We start from the raw sequence: 15,828 nt of genomic DNA, 5'->3' as shown, positions 1-15,828 counted from the left end.
CGCCTTGAGCTTTGAAATACATCCAGGGTTCATGATTCCTCTGGGACAAGGTCCTCGTCATACTCTTCATCATCTTCACATTCTTCTAATTCTACATGAGTTGGGGTTCCATCATCAGCAAAGAAGATTTCAATACAAATATCAGTGGCCAATGTAGATGCTAAAGATTCGACCAATTCTTTTGGAAAATTTCCCAAGCGGCCAGTATCAGATGAATATCTATACTCTGTAACCTGATCATCATGATAGAAATCTACCTCAATATCTCCATTGGCAAATTTTCTTACAGCAATTACTTGACCAAATATACTATGAGTCAAGCCTAGTTTCCTTGAGCAGCAACATCTCGGGTGAGATTTTCAGCAAGTTCTTCATAGTGTTTGCGGGATTTTCCCAAGTCTTTGAGTTTTTCTGCTTCAATCTCGTTTAATTGACCATCGACTTTTTGTGCAACATATTGCAAGCGAGCTTCTGCCATCATGAACAAGCGATTATTTTCTTTCCAGAGATGTTCTGTAATATGTTCAACATACTGCTGCATATCACTAACTAATTTTGAAGAATCGCCTGAAGAAAGATATTCTTTTGCAGATGCTTCCATGTTTGCTCCAATTTCTCTAGAACGTTCATGATCCATCAACATCATTGCAATTGGACCCATGTTTTTTGGCATTCCAGCTTGTTCTAGGGCAGGAAATAAAGAATTTTCTTCTTTACTATGATGACATACATCTGTAAAGTTTTTTGAAAAATCAATAACAGGTAATAGAATAGATTCAGGAATTTTTTTATTTTCATTTAATAATTGAATGGTTGCGTCCATTGCTTTGATAACTTTTTCAATTAAATCATGATCACGTCTTAATGATGTAGTTGACATAATAAATTCAAATTAATTCCAGTATCTATATCTTATTTTTTTAAAAATAATTAAAATATAGAAATTAGTTAACGATAATTCGTTAACAAATGGGTTTAACGATTAGAAAGGCTTTTTGATTTTACAAATGCCCAAATCTTTTTGGTCATTTCACTAGGGGCAATTGGTTTTTTACCAAATATTTGTTCAGCAGTTTCTTTGCGACCTGCAAAACTAATAGCATATCCGCCAAATGCTGGTTTCTTTGCTTTTGATTTAGTAGATTTCTTTTTTGGTGCTGCCTTCTTTTTTGTGGTAGTTTTTCTTTTGGTTGTTTTCTTTTTTACCGCCAATTTCTTGTAGTTGTATTTCAAATAAAGTATAAGAACTTAGAGCTTTTCGTAATGTAAAACTAGATGATTTTTGAGCCTCTTTACAGATTTAAGTCTAAGATTTGGGGAATTGGAAATTTTACTAAATCCTGAACCACCTACATAGGAAATAGCATCTTCACCGCCAACTAAGAATGGAGATAGAGTCACTATCATTTCATCAAAAAGTTTGTGTTTAACAAATTCCCAATTTACAGTTCCCCCACCTTCAACTAGTATTGTTTTGATTTTCTTTTTTGATAGTTTTTTTAATAATAATTTTAGATTAACATAATCTTTTCCAGTAATAATTATCTCAATAGGAAATTTCTGTAACTTTTCAAGATTTTTTTGTGGAATTTTTTTTGATACTGCAATTATAGTTGGAATTTTATCACATGATTGTAAAATTTTTGATTTTTTTGAAATAGTTCCTTGAGAATCTAAAATAATTCTAATTGGATTTTTTCCTTTAGCATATCGAACAGTTAAAATTGGATCATCACGAGAGACAGTATTTTTTCCAACAAGAATTGCGTCTACTTTAGAACGTAATTTATGTAGTCTTTTAATATCTTCTTTTGATGAAAGTTTTGAATCATTTGTTTTAGTTGCAATCTTTCCATCAATGGATATTGCTGTACTAAGAATTATGCGAGGTCTAGAGTTTTCCATGTACAATTTTCCCTCCAATCATTACTGCTTTTATTGTAGATTCAGATGCTCTATGAACAATTGATGCGTATGGATCATGCATTGGTTCCAAGTCTAATGCATGTTTGTTAAGAAATATACAATCTGCAATTTTTCCTGTTTCAATAATTCCGATATCTTTTTTCAATATTTTTCCACCATTTACGGTAGACATTTTTAGAATATCTTTAGGGTTGATTCTTTTTTTATGAATGCCCATTGTTACTTTCCAAATATAATCCATTTCTCTAAACATATCAGGTGAGTTTATCATGACATTATCTGTGCCTAATGCTAGAGTACAACCAGCATTTTGCATTAAAGTAATGTCAGGAATTCCTTCAGCCAACGAAGAATTAGCCCTTGGACAAATGACAATTCCTCTAATTTTTTTTGCTGCAACATGAAGGTCATTTTTTGATGCATGAGTCATGTGAACAAGAAAATGAGGCTTGAGGGATAATGCCCTAATTGTTTCAGATTTTCCAGTCATTTTTTTGGATCTAGAAACACTTTGTTTGGTTTCAGAAGAATGAATTGCTCTAATCTTTGATGTTTTTGAATAGTGATTTAGAACTGAGTTACTATTCTCATTTGCGCCACTGATTCCAATTCCATCACATTTCTGAAGGATTAGTGGTAATTCCTTAGATTTTTCTTTAGAAATAGGTAGATTTTTTTTGATTTCAGTTGGGTTTTGATAAAAATCTACTCGCCCCAAAATAATTGAACGTATAGGAATTTCAGATAATGTTTTTTTTAATAAAAGAACACCATCTAAGCCACCTTCCCTAAAATCAACAAAAGTGGTGATTCCTTTTCTAATCATGGAGTGACAAGTATTTTTCATAAAATCAGTAAGATTCTCAGGAGGAGTATTTTTTAGAATTTTTGATTTAGCCCCAAAAACTGGATGTATTTTTTTGTCTACTGAACTATCTAGTGTAACATCTTTTCCAATAGAATCACCAATATGAGTATGTGCATTAATGAATCCAGGAATTAGTAAAAGCCCTTGACAATCAATAAACTCTTCTTTAACATTAGGTTTAATGTTGGGTTGAATTTGTTTAAATTTTCCATTTTGGATTTGAATATTTGTTTCAGAAATATAGTCTAATTCTTTTCCTAAAAGAGTACTGATGTTTTTGATTAACATGATAATTCATAAACTTCAGGTTTTTCTTTCCCTGAATCTCGAATTTCACGAATTGTATCTAATGATTTTGTGGCTAATTTTACAGCATCTCTACATGTTTTTGCATTACCAATTCCACAATTCAAAGAAATTTTATCGTCATTTTTTATCATATTAATAAAATCTTGCACAGAGTTTTTTGCATCATTACTTGCAACCACCATAAAATTATCACCACCCATGAAAAATGTAAGTGAATTTTTTTGTAGAAAATATGTTGACATTTTGGAGTAAAGTTGAAAAATTATTGATGAAATTTCATATGGTGAATTTGTTGTTCTTTTAGAAGTAAGATCATCTACATCCAAATGCATTATAGTAACAGTAGAATCAGTTGTCTCATTTACAAAACCAAAAATGTTGTATTGTTTATCTAAAACAATTTCATTTTTCTTTCCCTCATATGCCTTCAAATTTGCATCAAAGGGAGACTCAGCAAATCCAATTGAAATGGTAAGGCGTATATCAAAGGATTTTTCTAGTATTTTTTGAATTTGGATATGATCTTCTAATCCAAGGCCATTTGAAACAGCAAAAAATTCATCAGACCTATTAAGAAAAACAAGGCAATTTTTTTCAGAAAATAATTTTTGTACTTGTTTGTATAGAGAAGCCTGAAGCATTTGTAGTTCATGTTCTCTGTCACTACCCAGAGTTAATGTCCATGGACCATAACCAGTTATTTTCAAAATACTTAGTTGAATCATTTTTGAATCCTTTTTAGTTCTGAGGAGATTTTCAATACTGCTTCTACTGCACGTTCAGCTACTGGTCTTATCCTGGCATGTGCATGTCTTTCTTGCATTCCAGGACCAGAAATTCCTAAAGATACAGGTTTTTTGTATTTTATAGATAAATCAGTAAGTGCTTGAGCAGCTGCATGAGAGATAACCTCATCATGTTTTGTTTGTCCCTTGATAATTGCACCCAAAGTGACTACAGCATCAACATCATTTTTCTGCAAAAGGGCATCAACAATAATAGGCATGTCATAGGCACCAGGTACAGAACAGGTATGAATTATTTTTAATTTTAAAGAATCTGCTTTTTCTTGTGCCACCAAAAGCATTCTAGATGTCACTTTGTCATTGAATTCCGAGATCACTATCGCAATATTCAAAATTAATGCACCTTAGCGTATTCTAATAGTTCTTTTCCATCAATTAATGGAATTCCATTTTGTTTTCCAAATTTTTCTGCTTTATCAACTGATAATGCAGTATATGTTTCAGCATCCATCATTTCACATATTGCAGTTACTGGAGTCAAACCAGCAATTTGTGCAAGATATACAGACATTTCTGTATGCCCTTGACGTGCAGCCAACAAGCCTTTTGATGCGATCAGCAAGGGAACATGTCCTGGAGTTTTAAAAGACGATGCAAATTTTTTCTGTTTATTTTCAACATTGTAGATATTTGCCATTTCACGTATTGTTAAAGATCTGTCATTATCAGTAATTCCAGTATACGTCTGATAGTGATTTACAGATAATGAAAAGGTGGGGTGATCACCATAAGGAGCTAATCCCATAATCATTTCCTTGTTTGGTATTGAGGAATCAGATAGAATTTCATGCATGTATTTTAATTCAAGTGATTTTGCAAAATTATTATCTATTGCAATACAAAGCAATCCACCAGCATGCTGACGCATTCTAGCAACATGTTCTGAGGTTACAAATTCTGCAGCTACTACCATATCAATCTCATTTTCCCTTCCAGCAGAATCAAACAAAAGTACAAACTCACCTCTTTTTAGAGATTGTAATGCAGATTCAAGAGACATAAACAAAAAAATCTTCAAACTGATTATAAAGTTTACTAAAAAATTGGTAATTACTACTAAAATGGTAGATTATTATGTTTATTTTAGAATGTATTTCCCAAGAATGTCAGTTTCAATATTAACTTTGTCGCCTACTTTCTTGGTTTGAAAATTTGTAACTTCAATTGTATGAGGGATTAATGAAACAGATGCAAGATTATTTTTAATATCAACTACAGTCAAACTAATTCCATCAACTGCAATAGAGCCTTTTTTGACAACATATTTTGCTAATTTCTTAGGTATTTCAAACCAAACTTGAACTTCTTTAGGTTTTTTTGAAATTTTTTTGACTACTCCTACTCCATCAACATGACCTAAAACAAAATGACCTTCTAATCTATCTCCAGATTTTAAGCTGCGTTCAATGTTTACAATCCCACCAACTTTAAGATTTCCAAGATCAGTTTTTTTTGTTGTCTCTTCAATCATTTCAAACATACAATTAGATTTTGATAATTTTGTTGCCGTTAGGCAAACACCGTTTAATGCAACACTTTGACCAATTTTTAACCCCTTGGCATGCTTTCCTAAATTCACAGTCATTTGAATTGCACTTCTATTTTTTGTATTTTTAGAAATTTTTTCGATCTTGCCTATTCCTTCAATAATACCTGTAAACAATAAAACTATCTACAAATTCATGTATAAAATGATTTAGATAATTTTAATTTAAGTTTATTTTTTATCTAATTTCTTAAATTCATTTTCACAAACTTGATGGAAAAGAGAACATTTGTTTTCTTTTGCATCCATCTTAATTTTTTCCATATCTTTGTTAAGAATTCCTTGTGCTGCCAAAAATGCATTATCACTCTGACCCAATTTTTCAAATAATTTAGATTTAGCAGGTGGTATCTCTTTTAGTCCAGAATCAACTAGTTGTGCTTGATCGTAAAAGTCTATGGCAGTTTCATAATTTCCCAAATGGCTATGAGATATAGCCTTATTCATCAAGGCTGTGACATCGTTTGGATCTATCGCTAGTACTTTATCATAATATTCAAGGGCATGCTCATGTCGATTTAATTCATTCAAGGACAATCCCTTACTGTTAAGTGCCCAAGTATCATGTGGGTTGGAGGATAGAATTTGATCACATAATTTTAAAACTTGTTCATATTGATTCAGGCTTTCTAGAGCATAAATTTTATTTTTTAATGCATATGTATCAAATTCTTTGATTTCAAGAACTTTGTCACAATATGTTATGGCCTCCTGATACTTTTTTAAATGAATCAAAGCCAGACAGAGATTTTGTAGTGCAACCATATCATTAGGGATTTTTTCAAGTAGACCTTTACAATAGTTACACATCTCCTCGTATTTTCCTGCATTAAACATTCTAGTAATTACATTACTGGGATCTAACAGATTTACCATTTCTAATAATTAGAATAAAAATTCATTATCTTTAACCTATTCTAAAAGAGGAAAATATTTTTAGTTATTTTAAGACCTTACGAATGGTATCGTTTAAGACTTTGGAATAACTGTAAGATGCTTGTTCTTGTTGAATCAATTTTGCTTGACGAAGTCGTAGTTTCTTGTCTATGTCGTCATCAATCATTATGGTTACTCGTTTAGCCATCTTATACTAATTTATGATAATTATAATATATAACTATATGAAATATCCCAAAAATGGGAATTAATCATTTATGCGTGAAATAACGTGTTCAATATTAAATGGTTTTTGAATTACAGGTACGTTTAATTTTTCTTCAGTTTGACTACTTGTATCAGCTGTAACTGCAATGATTCGTACTTTAGGTTCATTCTCTCGAATTTACTTAATTGCATAAACTCTAGAACCGATAGGCAAGCTTTCAACAGAACATTTTCAAATATCGTTAAAAGTTATCAAAGAAAATTCTAAATTAGATATCAATAAACTAGAAAAAGAATGTTTAGAAGAAATATTCCAAGTAAAAAAAAATAAAAGAAAATTATCAAATTACTATTATTGATTCAAAACTAGTTCACTTTATTTTTGATGTATTTGGAAATGACGAAATTAGGAAAATTATTCCTAGTCTTTTAAAAAGTGAAAGTAAGAAAATATCAAAAATTCAATGCGTTTTCCAAGAAATTTTAATTGATGTCAAAAAGGAGAAATTTACAGTAAGTGCAATTGTAAGTAAAAAAATATTTGAAAATAGCACTGTAATGAAATCAATTATTAAAAATCTAGAATAGCCTATTTAACAAGATCAAGGAGTGCCTTTGCTTGTTTAAAATGAACTTCATCAATCATTTTTCCATCAACGGTAGTAGCACCTTTTCCTTTTTTTGTTGATGCAAGATAGGTTTTACAAACTTTTTCTGCCCACAAAATTTCACTTTTGTTTGGATGAAATAATTTATGAGTTACAGAAATATGATCTGGATGAATGATACTTTTTCCTGAATAACCTAAACTTTTTCCAACTTTACAATCTTTTTCTAATCCCTTCGAGTCTTTGAGATCTTGCCAAATGGCATCTATTGCTACAACACCTGCAGCATGTGCATCTACAGGGATTTTTCGTCTAGAGTATTTTGCTCCTTCAGAATCTTTAGTGTACTCCACACCAAGATCATTAAGAAGATCAAATACACCAAAAACTACTGCAACGATTCTTTTACTACTAGAAGCAATTTGATATGTATTAACAACACCTTCAGCAGATTCTATTGAAGGAATTAGTTGTATTGGTTTTAGTTTTCGCGTTTTCTCCAATCCTGAAATTATATTTTCAATTTTTTTCAATTCTTGTTTATTATTGACTTTAGGAATAACAATTCCATCGATTCCTTTTTGAACAATCTCTTTAAGATCAGACGGAATTTTGCTAGACAAAGGAGAATTTGTACGAACAAAAATTGAAGACTCGTATGATTTTCTAGATTTAAGTGCAGATTTGATTAATTTTCTTGCATTTACTTTTTCATTATCTGGTACAGAGTCCTCTAAATCAAAGCAAACAATATCAGCCTGTAGTTTTTTTGCTTTTTCAAGAAACCTAGGGTTGTTGCCAGGAACAAAAATAAGACTTCTGAAGAGCTGAGTCATTAAATGACTAAGCGCCTTCAGGCTTCATTAAGATTTTGCCAAAGAATTTACCCTGTAACATTTTTGTGTGAGCCTCTGCGGCTTGCTCAAATGTGTAAACAGAGTCAACAATAGACTTTAGTTTTCCTTGACCCATCCAATACAATCCTTGATCAAGTTCAGCTTTTGTTCCTTGTGTTGAACCTAGGACGTTAATTCCTTTGAAGAATATGTGTCTAAGATCTATTTGTGCATCATAACCTGTTGTTGCACCACAAGAGACAAGAGTTGCACCATACTTGAGTAAGGTTAGTTGTTTGTTGAAGTGAGTTTGACCAATATGATCAAATGCAATATCAATTCCGGGTGCTTCACCTTTGGTTTTTGCTAGTTCTTTTGATATCTTAAAGACTTCTTTTTGCCAGTCGTCTTTTCTATGATCTACTGCATGATCTGCACCAAGTTCTAGACATTTATCTAATTTGTCTGGACTAGCAGTTGCAATTACATCACAGTTGTATAATTTTGCAATTTGGATTGCAAAGCTTCCAACACCAGAACCACCACCCATTACAAGTACTGTTTGTCCTGGAGTAATGTTTGCTCTACCAACTAACATGTGCCATGAAGTTAGAAGGGTCATTGAAGCTGCTGCTGCATCTTCATATGAAACACTGTCAGGGATTTTTGAAACATTAACTTCTGGTAAATGAATTTGTTCAGAGTATGCACCCCAAAGAGGTCCAGTCTGGAAACCCCAAACTTGTCTTTTGGTACAATCAAATTCTCTTCCATCAGTACATGCTTTACAAACTCTGCATGCTAAATTAGAATGAGAGACAACTCTATCACCTACTTTGAAATTTTGTACATCTTCGCCTACGGCGATAACATCTCCAGCTACATCAGAACCAGAAACATGTGGAAGAGGAACTGCAACTGGCACTCCTCTCATTCCCCAAATATCATTATAATTTAGGGCAGATGCTTTATTTGTAAAAATAACCTCATCTGGTTTTGGTTTTGGTTCGTCTATATCCTGGACTTTAAGGATCTTAGCGTAATTATCATCTGGTGCATATTCATTGTATACAACGGCTTTCATGAAATAACCCGCTACTTGCCCATAATTATATTTTATCTGAGATCAGACGCGATTGAACTTAAAATCTCGTTTTGGTTGTTGGGTAGAAAGCAAAATTTGCTTTAATTGATCGTCAGAAATTTGACCAGGTATCTTTCCCTGCGTTGCCATTCCTATCAAATATTGTTCCACAAGATCGGCCAACTCTGGCTTTACCATTTTAATATTGTTTAATCTCATTCTTGCTTCAGGTACAAGAATCTGTTTAAGAATTTGTTCTTTTTGTGCAGCTAGTTCATGATTTGTATTGTCTTGAGGTTGATCGTTTGATTCAGGGAAGCTCATTTTGAATCTAAGTGTATACTTTCAATTGAGGATTCTCAACAATCATCTCTTTTAGAATTTCTGTTGACAGTCTATCAAGTTTTTGCATTCCTTGTTTAGAAATTACACGACCTTTCTTCTCAACTTTTTCAAGATAGCCTAATTTTTCTAATCCATGTATGGCATTCCTAATAATTGCGCCACCAGCGTCTTTGTGATGAGCTGCTCCATAGCCAGATGGTTTACCACCACCATAATCTTTTCTTAATTCATTAATTCCGATTGGTCCATGAAGGTAAATCTTTCTCATAATTGAAGCACATCTAGTATGCCACCAATCACGGTTTTGTGGGGGCTTGTCTGCATGAGCTCCAGTTTTTACAAATGGAATCCAAGAAGGTGCTGGAATATCCTCATTTTTTAGAACATCAGCTAATTTTCCTATCAATACATCTGCTGGTACGTCGTACACCTTTGCCATGAAGACAAAAAATTGAGAATCGTCTTATAAATCATTGAGATATTGTGTCTGGTTTCTAAACAAACTTCAGCGTAAATTTCTCAGATCGCTGATTTTGTCAAATAATGAAAATTGGAGTTTTTTGCATTCATGAATTCATGTGTGGTTTAGAGTAATTTTAAAAAATTACATACTAGATGAGATGTAATTTTTAGAACTTTTGTTAGTATGAGAAACTGCGTTCTGAATAGACGAAGGGCAATTAGTACAGTACTTACAACTGTAATTATTTTGGTTGCATCTGTCGTACTAGGTGCTAGCTCGGGTTTGTATGGAACTAGTCTGTTTCAGACTTCAGTACAACAAGACAGCATAGTAGTCTTAGGAATGAATTTGTGGGTAAATGCTACTGATTCATTGGGTGATGCATGGGGAACAGCTGGAGTCAGAAACAATGGTAAAAAAATTGTTTCAATAGAGACCATTCAAGTTAGAGGTGTTACAGTACCGTTATCAAATTGGTATTTTGATAAGGATCAAACTAGAGTATCTGTAATTAACTTCCAGGGTTTGTATGAACATACTGGAACAAGTGGAGCAGGTACATTAATGAAAGATACTCTGGATACAGGTGATTCTGTAACAATATCATGTACAACTCCAGATAACACAACATTAGAGATTGATTTTGGTGATGTAGGAACAAAAGAAACATTATGTCTTATGCAAGCTTCAGCACCAGTTGCACTCAACCCAGGTGATAGAATGATTGTATACCCAAATACCACAAGGTAAAATCACTTCAATTGATGCAGATGCTTCAGCAAGTTTGAATGTATTTGCAGGCAAAACAGGTGCACCTCTAAATATAATTATACAAAATCCATAGTAAGACGGCATTATCTGAAAACTTTATCTCAAATAGTTAAGACAAGATACAATTCAAAGAGATTAAAGGACTAGTTAGATATTATTTTGCGATAAGTATGTCCACACAAGTAGCAAGATATTCTAACTGCCTTGACAGATGATCTGCCCAAACGGATTCTAGAATTTACTCCAGGAGCAATAAACGATTTACATTTTTTGCAAAAAACCATTCTAAGTTCATAAGGCATTCGAATTTTATGTCTAGTACTAATCCTACGAGCAAGTAGTGCTTGGTGCTGAGATAATTTGGGATCTGTTTTTGCATTACTGATTGCATTTTTAATTAGAATGTGCATTCTCTCCATTGCAAGTTTTCTTACTGCAGGTTTCACAATAATTTCCAAAGTTACACCTAAAAATTACTTCTTATTAGAATCAAAGAAATGCAGTCAGCGGGATTCGAACCCGCGTCACAGGGTTGGAAACCCCGAATACTAACCAGGCTATACTATGACTGCAACAGAGTGCAAATTTTTGTGCCTACATAAAAATGGTTTTTTCATACTCATAGAGCATTCTGGCAACCACAGTATGACCTTCAAAGGATTCATCACCAACAGAATACATTGTAGTGAATTTTTTTTCAATCATGTCTGAAAAGTGTCCCTTTTGAAATCCTCCAAATACTAGACAAGAATCATTTGAAATCTCTGTGGCAATTTTTTCATATGAATTCAGGTTACCTTTAGTTGAAAATCCAAGTACTTTGGATGGATTAATTTCATCAACTAGTTCTGAAAATGTCTTGTCTTTGATTTCAAGAAGAACTTCGTTATTTGCAGTTATCTGTTTTTCTTTGTATAATTTTTCAATCAATCCTGCAAATCTATGATAAGACTTTGCCACATGTACATTTGGACCAAAGGAAATTACCTTATCATCAACTGTATGAACATAAAATTTGAGTTTGTTTTTGGTATAAAGTGGAATGGTTGTAGCTTCAAGTATTGAAAAATGTACAAGATCTGGGCGTCCTCTTTTTAACTCATTATCAATTCCTTTCATAGCTGCAAAGTGCCATGAATTATCTAATAGAATTTCAGATGAGAGTTTTCCTAATTTTTGTGCATGTGAAATTACTGATGGATGGTGTTTTAATTCAGAGGGGATAAGCTCTAATGCCGATTCAGCTAAAATTAAAGAAATCATTTTAGTTTATCATTTGAATTTGATTTTTAAATTCACTCCAACTTGGTTTAGGATTACCATTCTCATCAAACAAGCCAGCACTACAAACATAATGATTTAATCTCTCAATTACATGTTCACTACTTCCAAAACCAGAACCCTCAACCTCAAGTTTACTTTCTCCAATATCTTGTACTTCAAATGTGCAGGTTCCTTCAGGCTTGTCATTTTGCCTGTACCAGGTGAAAAACTCTAATTCTGATTCATTTTCTGTATAAAATTCAAAAGATTTTTCTAAAAATTCAAGCTGAGAGTCTTGATTTCCACCAACAAAGTCAGACGTGCTCCAACTGATCTCAAAAATTCCAGCTTTCTTATCTCCTGCCAAATCAAAAATTTCTGTTAGTTCGTCTTTTGCTTGTTGGGGAGTCTTTACCATTTCATATAAAGTATCAACAGGAAAATAAGAAAATGCCACAAAATCACCTATGGCCAAATCAGTTACGATATATTTCAAATTTTTATTTAAAACCTGATGCAAGGCAAATGAATTTCCAATTTTTACATCAGGATGTTTTTCTTTAATTTCATCATATACTCCTGTGAATAATTCTTTGTAAGCAGGGATATTTTGCTCATGATATCGAAATTGGGATTCTGTTTGTCCTGCAAGAATTACAGTATCAATAATGTTGTATCGTGATAAAATTGCATCAAGTACACTTACCACTCTATCTTCTCCAAGAGATTGGATTGGGGGTTTTCCAATCCAGTTTGGGAAAGGACCTAAAGTCTCCCCATTAATTATTGAAAAGTAAAGTGTAACTTTAAGATTATTTTTTTTGTTAAAGCTCATTAGTGCATCTGAGTACTGCCAATTGAATTCTCCACGTTCTGGTTCAATCAGATTCCAAAAAAGATAGACATTACTTCTTCCAATTCCAGATTCAGATGCAGTAGAATAAATCTCATCTAACTCTTGTAATGTTGTAGCCTGATTAGGGGAATTAATTACTAATCCAATTTTTTCATTAGTCTTTTGAGGAGTGACTTCAGAACTAGGAATACTCAAGACTCCAGCTGATATTGCTATAATTACAGCTATGCCTATACCTACGCCTAGAATCTTCTTATTCATACTAACCCAAAAAGAAAAGAAAGTAAAAAAGTTGTGATTCTGTTATCTATCCAGAAGTACAACCACTAAATCCACATTCAATACAGATACTACAACCTTCCACAAATACAAGGTTGTTCTTACATGTTGGACATAGACGATCTTCTGAAACTTCCTCTTGTTGGATTGGTTCAGCTTTTATTTCTTCATCATGTACTTTTAATGCAAGTGCTGCATTAACTTGTGATTTGATGTATGGATTTGTGATGTTTTTTGTAACATATTCTGTTACATGCTCACTTGGAGTAACATCAAATATTTTTTCTGCATTATCACTTGTCATGTGAAGAACTTGTTTATGTCTAGAGCCATCACGGTAAACTGTAATGCCCTTGAGTCCAATTTCGTGTGCCAATAGATATGCAGACTTTACATCTTCAGCGGTAACATCATATGGCATGTTGATTGTTTTTGCAATTGCGTTTCCAATCCAGTCTTGCCATACACCTTGGGCCATCAAGTGATCAGCCCAGTGAATATCCATTGCAGTTACAAAGACATCTTGCATCCATTGAGGAATCTCTTCAATTCCTTTTAGTGAACCATAGTTGTCTGCAATCTTTGCAAGAATTTCGTCTGTGTACAGATTATTTTCTTTTAGGACTTGTTCAACAATTTTGTTTGTGTAGAAGAATCTTCCTACAGTAACTCGTTTTTCAAATACCAATGCAAATGCAGGTTCCATTCCATTTGAACAGTCTGCAATCATTGACAGAGTACCTGTTGGGGCTACTGTTGTTGTCAAGACGTTTCTAATTCCGTATTGCTTTATCTTCTCAATTAGGGCACCCCATTCATAGGAGTGAGATTCTTTTGGTTTTTCATAGTATCCTGCAACAGGAATCTTTCCTTCAGGATATTCAGTCTTGGAGCATAGTGGGAATTCACCGCGAGATTTTGCAAGTGCAACACTTTCTTCCATGGAATAATATGTCAAAGCTTCAGATAGTTTGGATTGTAGTTCATATCCCTCTTTAGAGTTGTATGGAATTCTTAGTTTGTACAAGAGATCAGCTACTCCCATTACACCTAAACCAATTCTTCGAGATTCTTTTGATGCTACATTAATCTCTGGAACTGGATAGTGATTAACATCTATGATGTTATCAAGGAATCTAGTAGTTTTTCTGATTGTTTCCTCATATCTTTGCCAATCAAATTCATAGGTTCCATCTGCTTGTCTCTTTACAAGATTTACCAAATTGATTGAACCTAGATTGCATGATTCGTATGGGTAAAGACTTTGTTCACCACATGGATTTGTTGCACGTAATGGTGCTTGTCTTGCTTTTGCAAATACATTGTATTTGTTAATTTGATCAAAGAAGATCAACCCAGGTTCTGCACTCTTCCATGCAGATAGTGCAATCAAATCAATTAATTGATGTGCATTGATTTCTTTAACTGGTTTTTTGTCACGTGGACTACGTAAGACATAGTTTCCGTCACTTGTGTTTACAAGTGCATGCCAAAAGTCTTCCCAAATACCTACACTGACGTTAAAGTTTTCTAAAACTCCAGGTTCTGTTTTGTTTGTGATAAATTTTTCAACATCTGGATGCCATGCTTCAATAATTCCCATATTAGCACCACGTCTCTTTCCACCTTGTTTTACAACTTCAGTTACAGTGTTAATGATGTTCATAAAAGACACTGGACCTGATGCAACGCCTGATGTTGAGGCTACAATATCACCTTCTTCACGAAGATCAGAGTAGTTGATTCCAACTCCGCCACCTGATTTGAAGATTAATGCAGCATCAGAAGTTGATTTCATGATTTCTTCCATACCATCATTCATTCCAAGGACAAAGCATGCAGAAAGCTGGCCTAGTCTTCCACCTGCATTCATCATTGTTGGTGAATTTGGCAAAAAGTCTTGTGCAACCATCAGATCAAAGTATTCTGTAATTTTGTCTGCATAACTATCTAGTTTTTTTGCTGCAAGTAGTGTCAAAAGTTCTTTGAAGCTTACCTTCATCTGACCTTTGCTTGCAAGAGTTACATAGTGATTGATCAGGGATCTGAAATGCCATTTGTTGAAAAAGTAATCTCCAACTTTGAATTTATAATCAAAGGCATCCAATTTTTCAAGATAAGATTTTGCTTCCTCTACATCCTGAGTAGTGTTTCCAGATTTGTCAAAGACTTGTGCATCATATAACATATCACCAATTCCAACTAGAATTGCAACTCGCTCAAACATTTGAGTTGGAGATTCAATAATCTCATTTTTTCCATTTCTAAAGAGATATCTTGATGCCAAGACTCTTAGACAATTCAAGTCAAACTTTTTGGAAACTGGATCCAAGGCCTTTATATTCAAGACCTTCATTTTTTCGTCTCTTAGTTTTCTTCTCTCATGTCTGTAAACAATGTAGGCTTTTGCAATATCGCTATTACCACTATCAATTAAAGTAGATTCTACAATATCTTGAATATCCTCAACTGTCGGAGTTCTAGAGCTAGTAAATCCTTGTTCTACTAATTTGTTAACAACATTATCTGCTAACTGATCGGCTAGACCACGGTCGGCTTTAGAGGTGGCAGCCAATGCCCTGAATATGGCATTTGAAATTTTATCTTTATTGAAAGCCGTTACTGCACCACTGCGCTTACGGATCTCATTGATCGTATTTTCTATTTGTGAATTATCCATTATAATCTCCCCGCAAGGGTTATGATCAATATGGGTATAAATGATTCTGCAATTTTTTCTTCAAGTTCAGTTCAAAAATATTGA

At 33.4% G+C, this 15,828-nt stretch carries 20 protein-coding genes and 1 tRNA gene; 1 reads left to right on the top strand and 20 read right to left on the bottom strand.

The window, feature by feature from the left end; genetic code table 11:
• Nucleotides 1–29 precede the first annotated feature (29 nt).
• The 15 genes from NPIRD3C_RS02165 to NPIRD3C_RS02095 all read right to left on the bottom strand — a co-directional run bounded on the left by NPIRD3C_RS02165 (nt 30) and on the right by NPIRD3C_RS02095 (nt 9,871).
• Nucleotides 30–320, bottom strand: coding sequence for a hypothetical protein (locus NPIRD3C_RS02165; protein WP_148702636.1), 291 nt, complete (start codon nt 318–320; stop codon nt 30–32).
• Between the two features lie 2 nt (nt 321–322).
• The gene (locus tag NPIRD3C_RS02160) at nt 323–880 is read right to left on the bottom strand and encodes a hemerythrin domain-containing protein (protein WP_148702635.1); all 558 of its coding nucleotides are present in this window, start codon (nt 878–880) and stop codon (nt 323–325) included.
• 95 nt (nt 881–975) lie between these two features.
• Entirely contained in the window at nt 976–1,212 is a 237-nt protein-coding gene (locus NPIRD3C_RS02155; protein ID WP_148702634.1) for an SWIB-MDM2 domain-containing protein, read from the bottom strand.
• Nucleotides 1,213–1,248: 36 nt separating this feature from the next.
• Nucleotides 1,249–1,905 (bottom strand): 2,5-diamino-6-(ribosylamino)-4(3H)-pyrimidinone 5'-phosphate reductase, encoded by a 657-nt coding sequence (locus NPIRD3C_RS02150; RefSeq protein ID WP_148702633.1) that lies wholly within the window; start codon nt 1,903–1,905, stop codon nt 1,249–1,251.
• Nucleotides 1,892–3,082, bottom strand: a complete 1,191-nt coding sequence (locus tag NPIRD3C_RS02145; protein WP_148702632.1) for an amidohydrolase family protein — start codon at nt 3,080–3,082, stop codon at nt 1,892–1,894. Before NPIRD3C_RS02145 ends, NPIRD3C_RS02150 begins: the two co-directional genes overlap by 14 nt.
• Nucleotides 3,076–3,828 (bottom strand): GTP cyclohydrolase IIa, encoded by a 753-nt coding sequence (locus NPIRD3C_RS02140; RefSeq protein WP_148702631.1) that lies wholly within the window; start codon nt 3,826–3,828, stop codon nt 3,076–3,078. The genes NPIRD3C_RS02145 and NPIRD3C_RS02140 overlap by 7 nt, the downstream gene beginning before the upstream one ends.
• Nucleotides 3,825–4,241: a 6,7-dimethyl-8-ribityllumazine synthase gene (ribH, locus tag NPIRD3C_RS02135; RefSeq protein WP_148702630.1), complete on the bottom strand. Its 417-nt coding sequence runs from the start codon at nt 4,239–4,241 to the stop codon at nt 3,825–3,827. Before ribH ends, NPIRD3C_RS02140 begins: the two co-directional genes overlap by 4 nt.
• A 2-nt stretch (nt 4,242–4,243) precedes the next feature.
• The gene (gene ribB, locus NPIRD3C_RS02130; protein WP_148702629.1) at nt 4,244–4,909 is read right to left on the bottom strand and encodes a 3,4-dihydroxy-2-butanone-4-phosphate synthase; all 666 of its coding nucleotides are present in this window, start codon (nt 4,907–4,909) and stop codon (nt 4,244–4,246) included.
• Between the two features lie 78 nt (nt 4,910–4,987).
• The gene (locus NPIRD3C_RS02125) at nt 4,988–5,572 is read right to left on the bottom strand and encodes a riboflavin synthase (RefSeq protein ID WP_148702628.1); all 585 of its coding nucleotides are present in this window, start codon (nt 5,570–5,572) and stop codon (nt 4,988–4,990) included.
• A gap of 54 nt (nt 5,573–5,626) precedes the next feature.
• On the bottom strand, nt 5,627–6,331 hold the full coding sequence (locus NPIRD3C_RS02120) for a tetratricopeptide repeat protein (protein WP_148702627.1): 705 nt from the start codon (nt 6,329–6,331) through the stop codon (nt 5,627–5,629).
• Between the two features lie 64 nt (nt 6,332–6,395).
• Nucleotides 6,396–6,539, bottom strand: coding sequence for a hypothetical protein (locus NPIRD3C_RS10570; RefSeq protein WP_182126297.1), 144 nt, complete (start codon nt 6,537–6,539; stop codon nt 6,396–6,398).
• A gap of 609 nt (nt 6,540–7,148) precedes the next feature.
• Nucleotides 7,149–8,003: an HpcH/HpaI aldolase/citrate lyase family protein gene (locus NPIRD3C_RS02110; protein WP_148702626.1), complete on the bottom strand. Its 855-nt coding sequence runs from the start codon at nt 8,001–8,003 to the stop codon at nt 7,149–7,151.
• A gap of 7 nt (nt 8,004–8,010) precedes the next feature.
• Nucleotides 8,011–9,087, bottom strand: a complete 1,077-nt coding sequence (locus tag NPIRD3C_RS02105) for a zinc-binding dehydrogenase (protein ID WP_148702625.1) — start codon at nt 9,085–9,087, stop codon at nt 8,011–8,013.
• A 42-nt stretch (nt 9,088–9,129) separates the two neighbouring features.
• The gene (locus tag NPIRD3C_RS02100; protein ID WP_148702624.1) at nt 9,130–9,411 is read right to left on the bottom strand and encodes a DNA-binding protein; all 282 of its coding nucleotides are present in this window, start codon (nt 9,409–9,411) and stop codon (nt 9,130–9,132) included.
• Nucleotides 9,412–9,418: 7 nt separating this feature from the next.
• The gene (locus NPIRD3C_RS02095) at nt 9,419–9,871 is read right to left on the bottom strand and encodes a 30S ribosomal protein S19e (RefSeq protein ID WP_148702623.1); all 453 of its coding nucleotides are present in this window, start codon (nt 9,869–9,871) and stop codon (nt 9,419–9,421) included.
• A gap of 207 nt (nt 9,872–10,078) precedes the next feature.
• Here NPIRD3C_RS02095 and NPIRD3C_RS02090 point away from each other — a divergent pair, with 207 nt between their 5' ends.
• Entirely contained in the window at nt 10,079–10,645 is a 567-nt protein-coding gene (locus tag NPIRD3C_RS02090; RefSeq protein WP_237087699.1) for a hypothetical protein, read from the top strand.
• 164 nt (nt 10,646–10,809) lie between these two features.
• Here the strand turns inward: NPIRD3C_RS02090 and NPIRD3C_RS02085 are convergent, their stop codons facing one another.
• From NPIRD3C_RS02085 to NPIRD3C_RS02065, 5 genes are all read right to left on the bottom strand, one after another.
• A complete protein-coding gene (locus tag NPIRD3C_RS02085; RefSeq protein WP_342399208.1) occupies nt 10,810–11,076 on the bottom strand; it encodes a ribonuclease P protein component 4 in 267 nt (88 codons plus the stop codon).
• 88 nt (nt 11,077–11,164) lie between these two features.
• Nucleotides 11,165–11,238, bottom strand: a tRNA-Gly gene (locus tag NPIRD3C_RS02080).
• Between the two features lie 22 nt (nt 11,239–11,260).
• Nucleotides 11,261–11,929 (bottom strand): ribosome biogenesis protein, encoded by a 669-nt coding sequence (locus NPIRD3C_RS02075; RefSeq protein ID WP_148702622.1) that lies wholly within the window; start codon nt 11,927–11,929, stop codon nt 11,261–11,263.
• Between the two features lies 1 nt (nt 11,930).
• A complete protein-coding gene (locus NPIRD3C_RS02070) occupies nt 11,931–13,046 on the bottom strand; it encodes a hypothetical protein (protein ID WP_148702621.1) in 1,116 nt (371 codons plus the stop codon).
• Between the two features lie 46 nt (nt 13,047–13,092).
• On the bottom strand, nt 13,093–15,744 hold the full coding sequence (locus tag NPIRD3C_RS02065) for an adenosylcobalamin-dependent ribonucleoside-diphosphate reductase (protein WP_148702620.1): 2,652 nt from the start codon (nt 15,742–15,744) through the stop codon (nt 13,093–13,095).
• Nucleotides 15,745–15,828 lie beyond the last annotated feature (84 nt).

This window comes from Nitrosopumilus piranensis (assembly GCF_000875775.1).
Lineage (GTDB): Archaea > Thermoproteota > Nitrososphaeria > Nitrososphaerales > Nitrosopumilaceae > Nitrosopumilus > Nitrosopumilus piranensis.
This window is presented reverse-complemented; position numbering and strand designations above follow the sequence as displayed.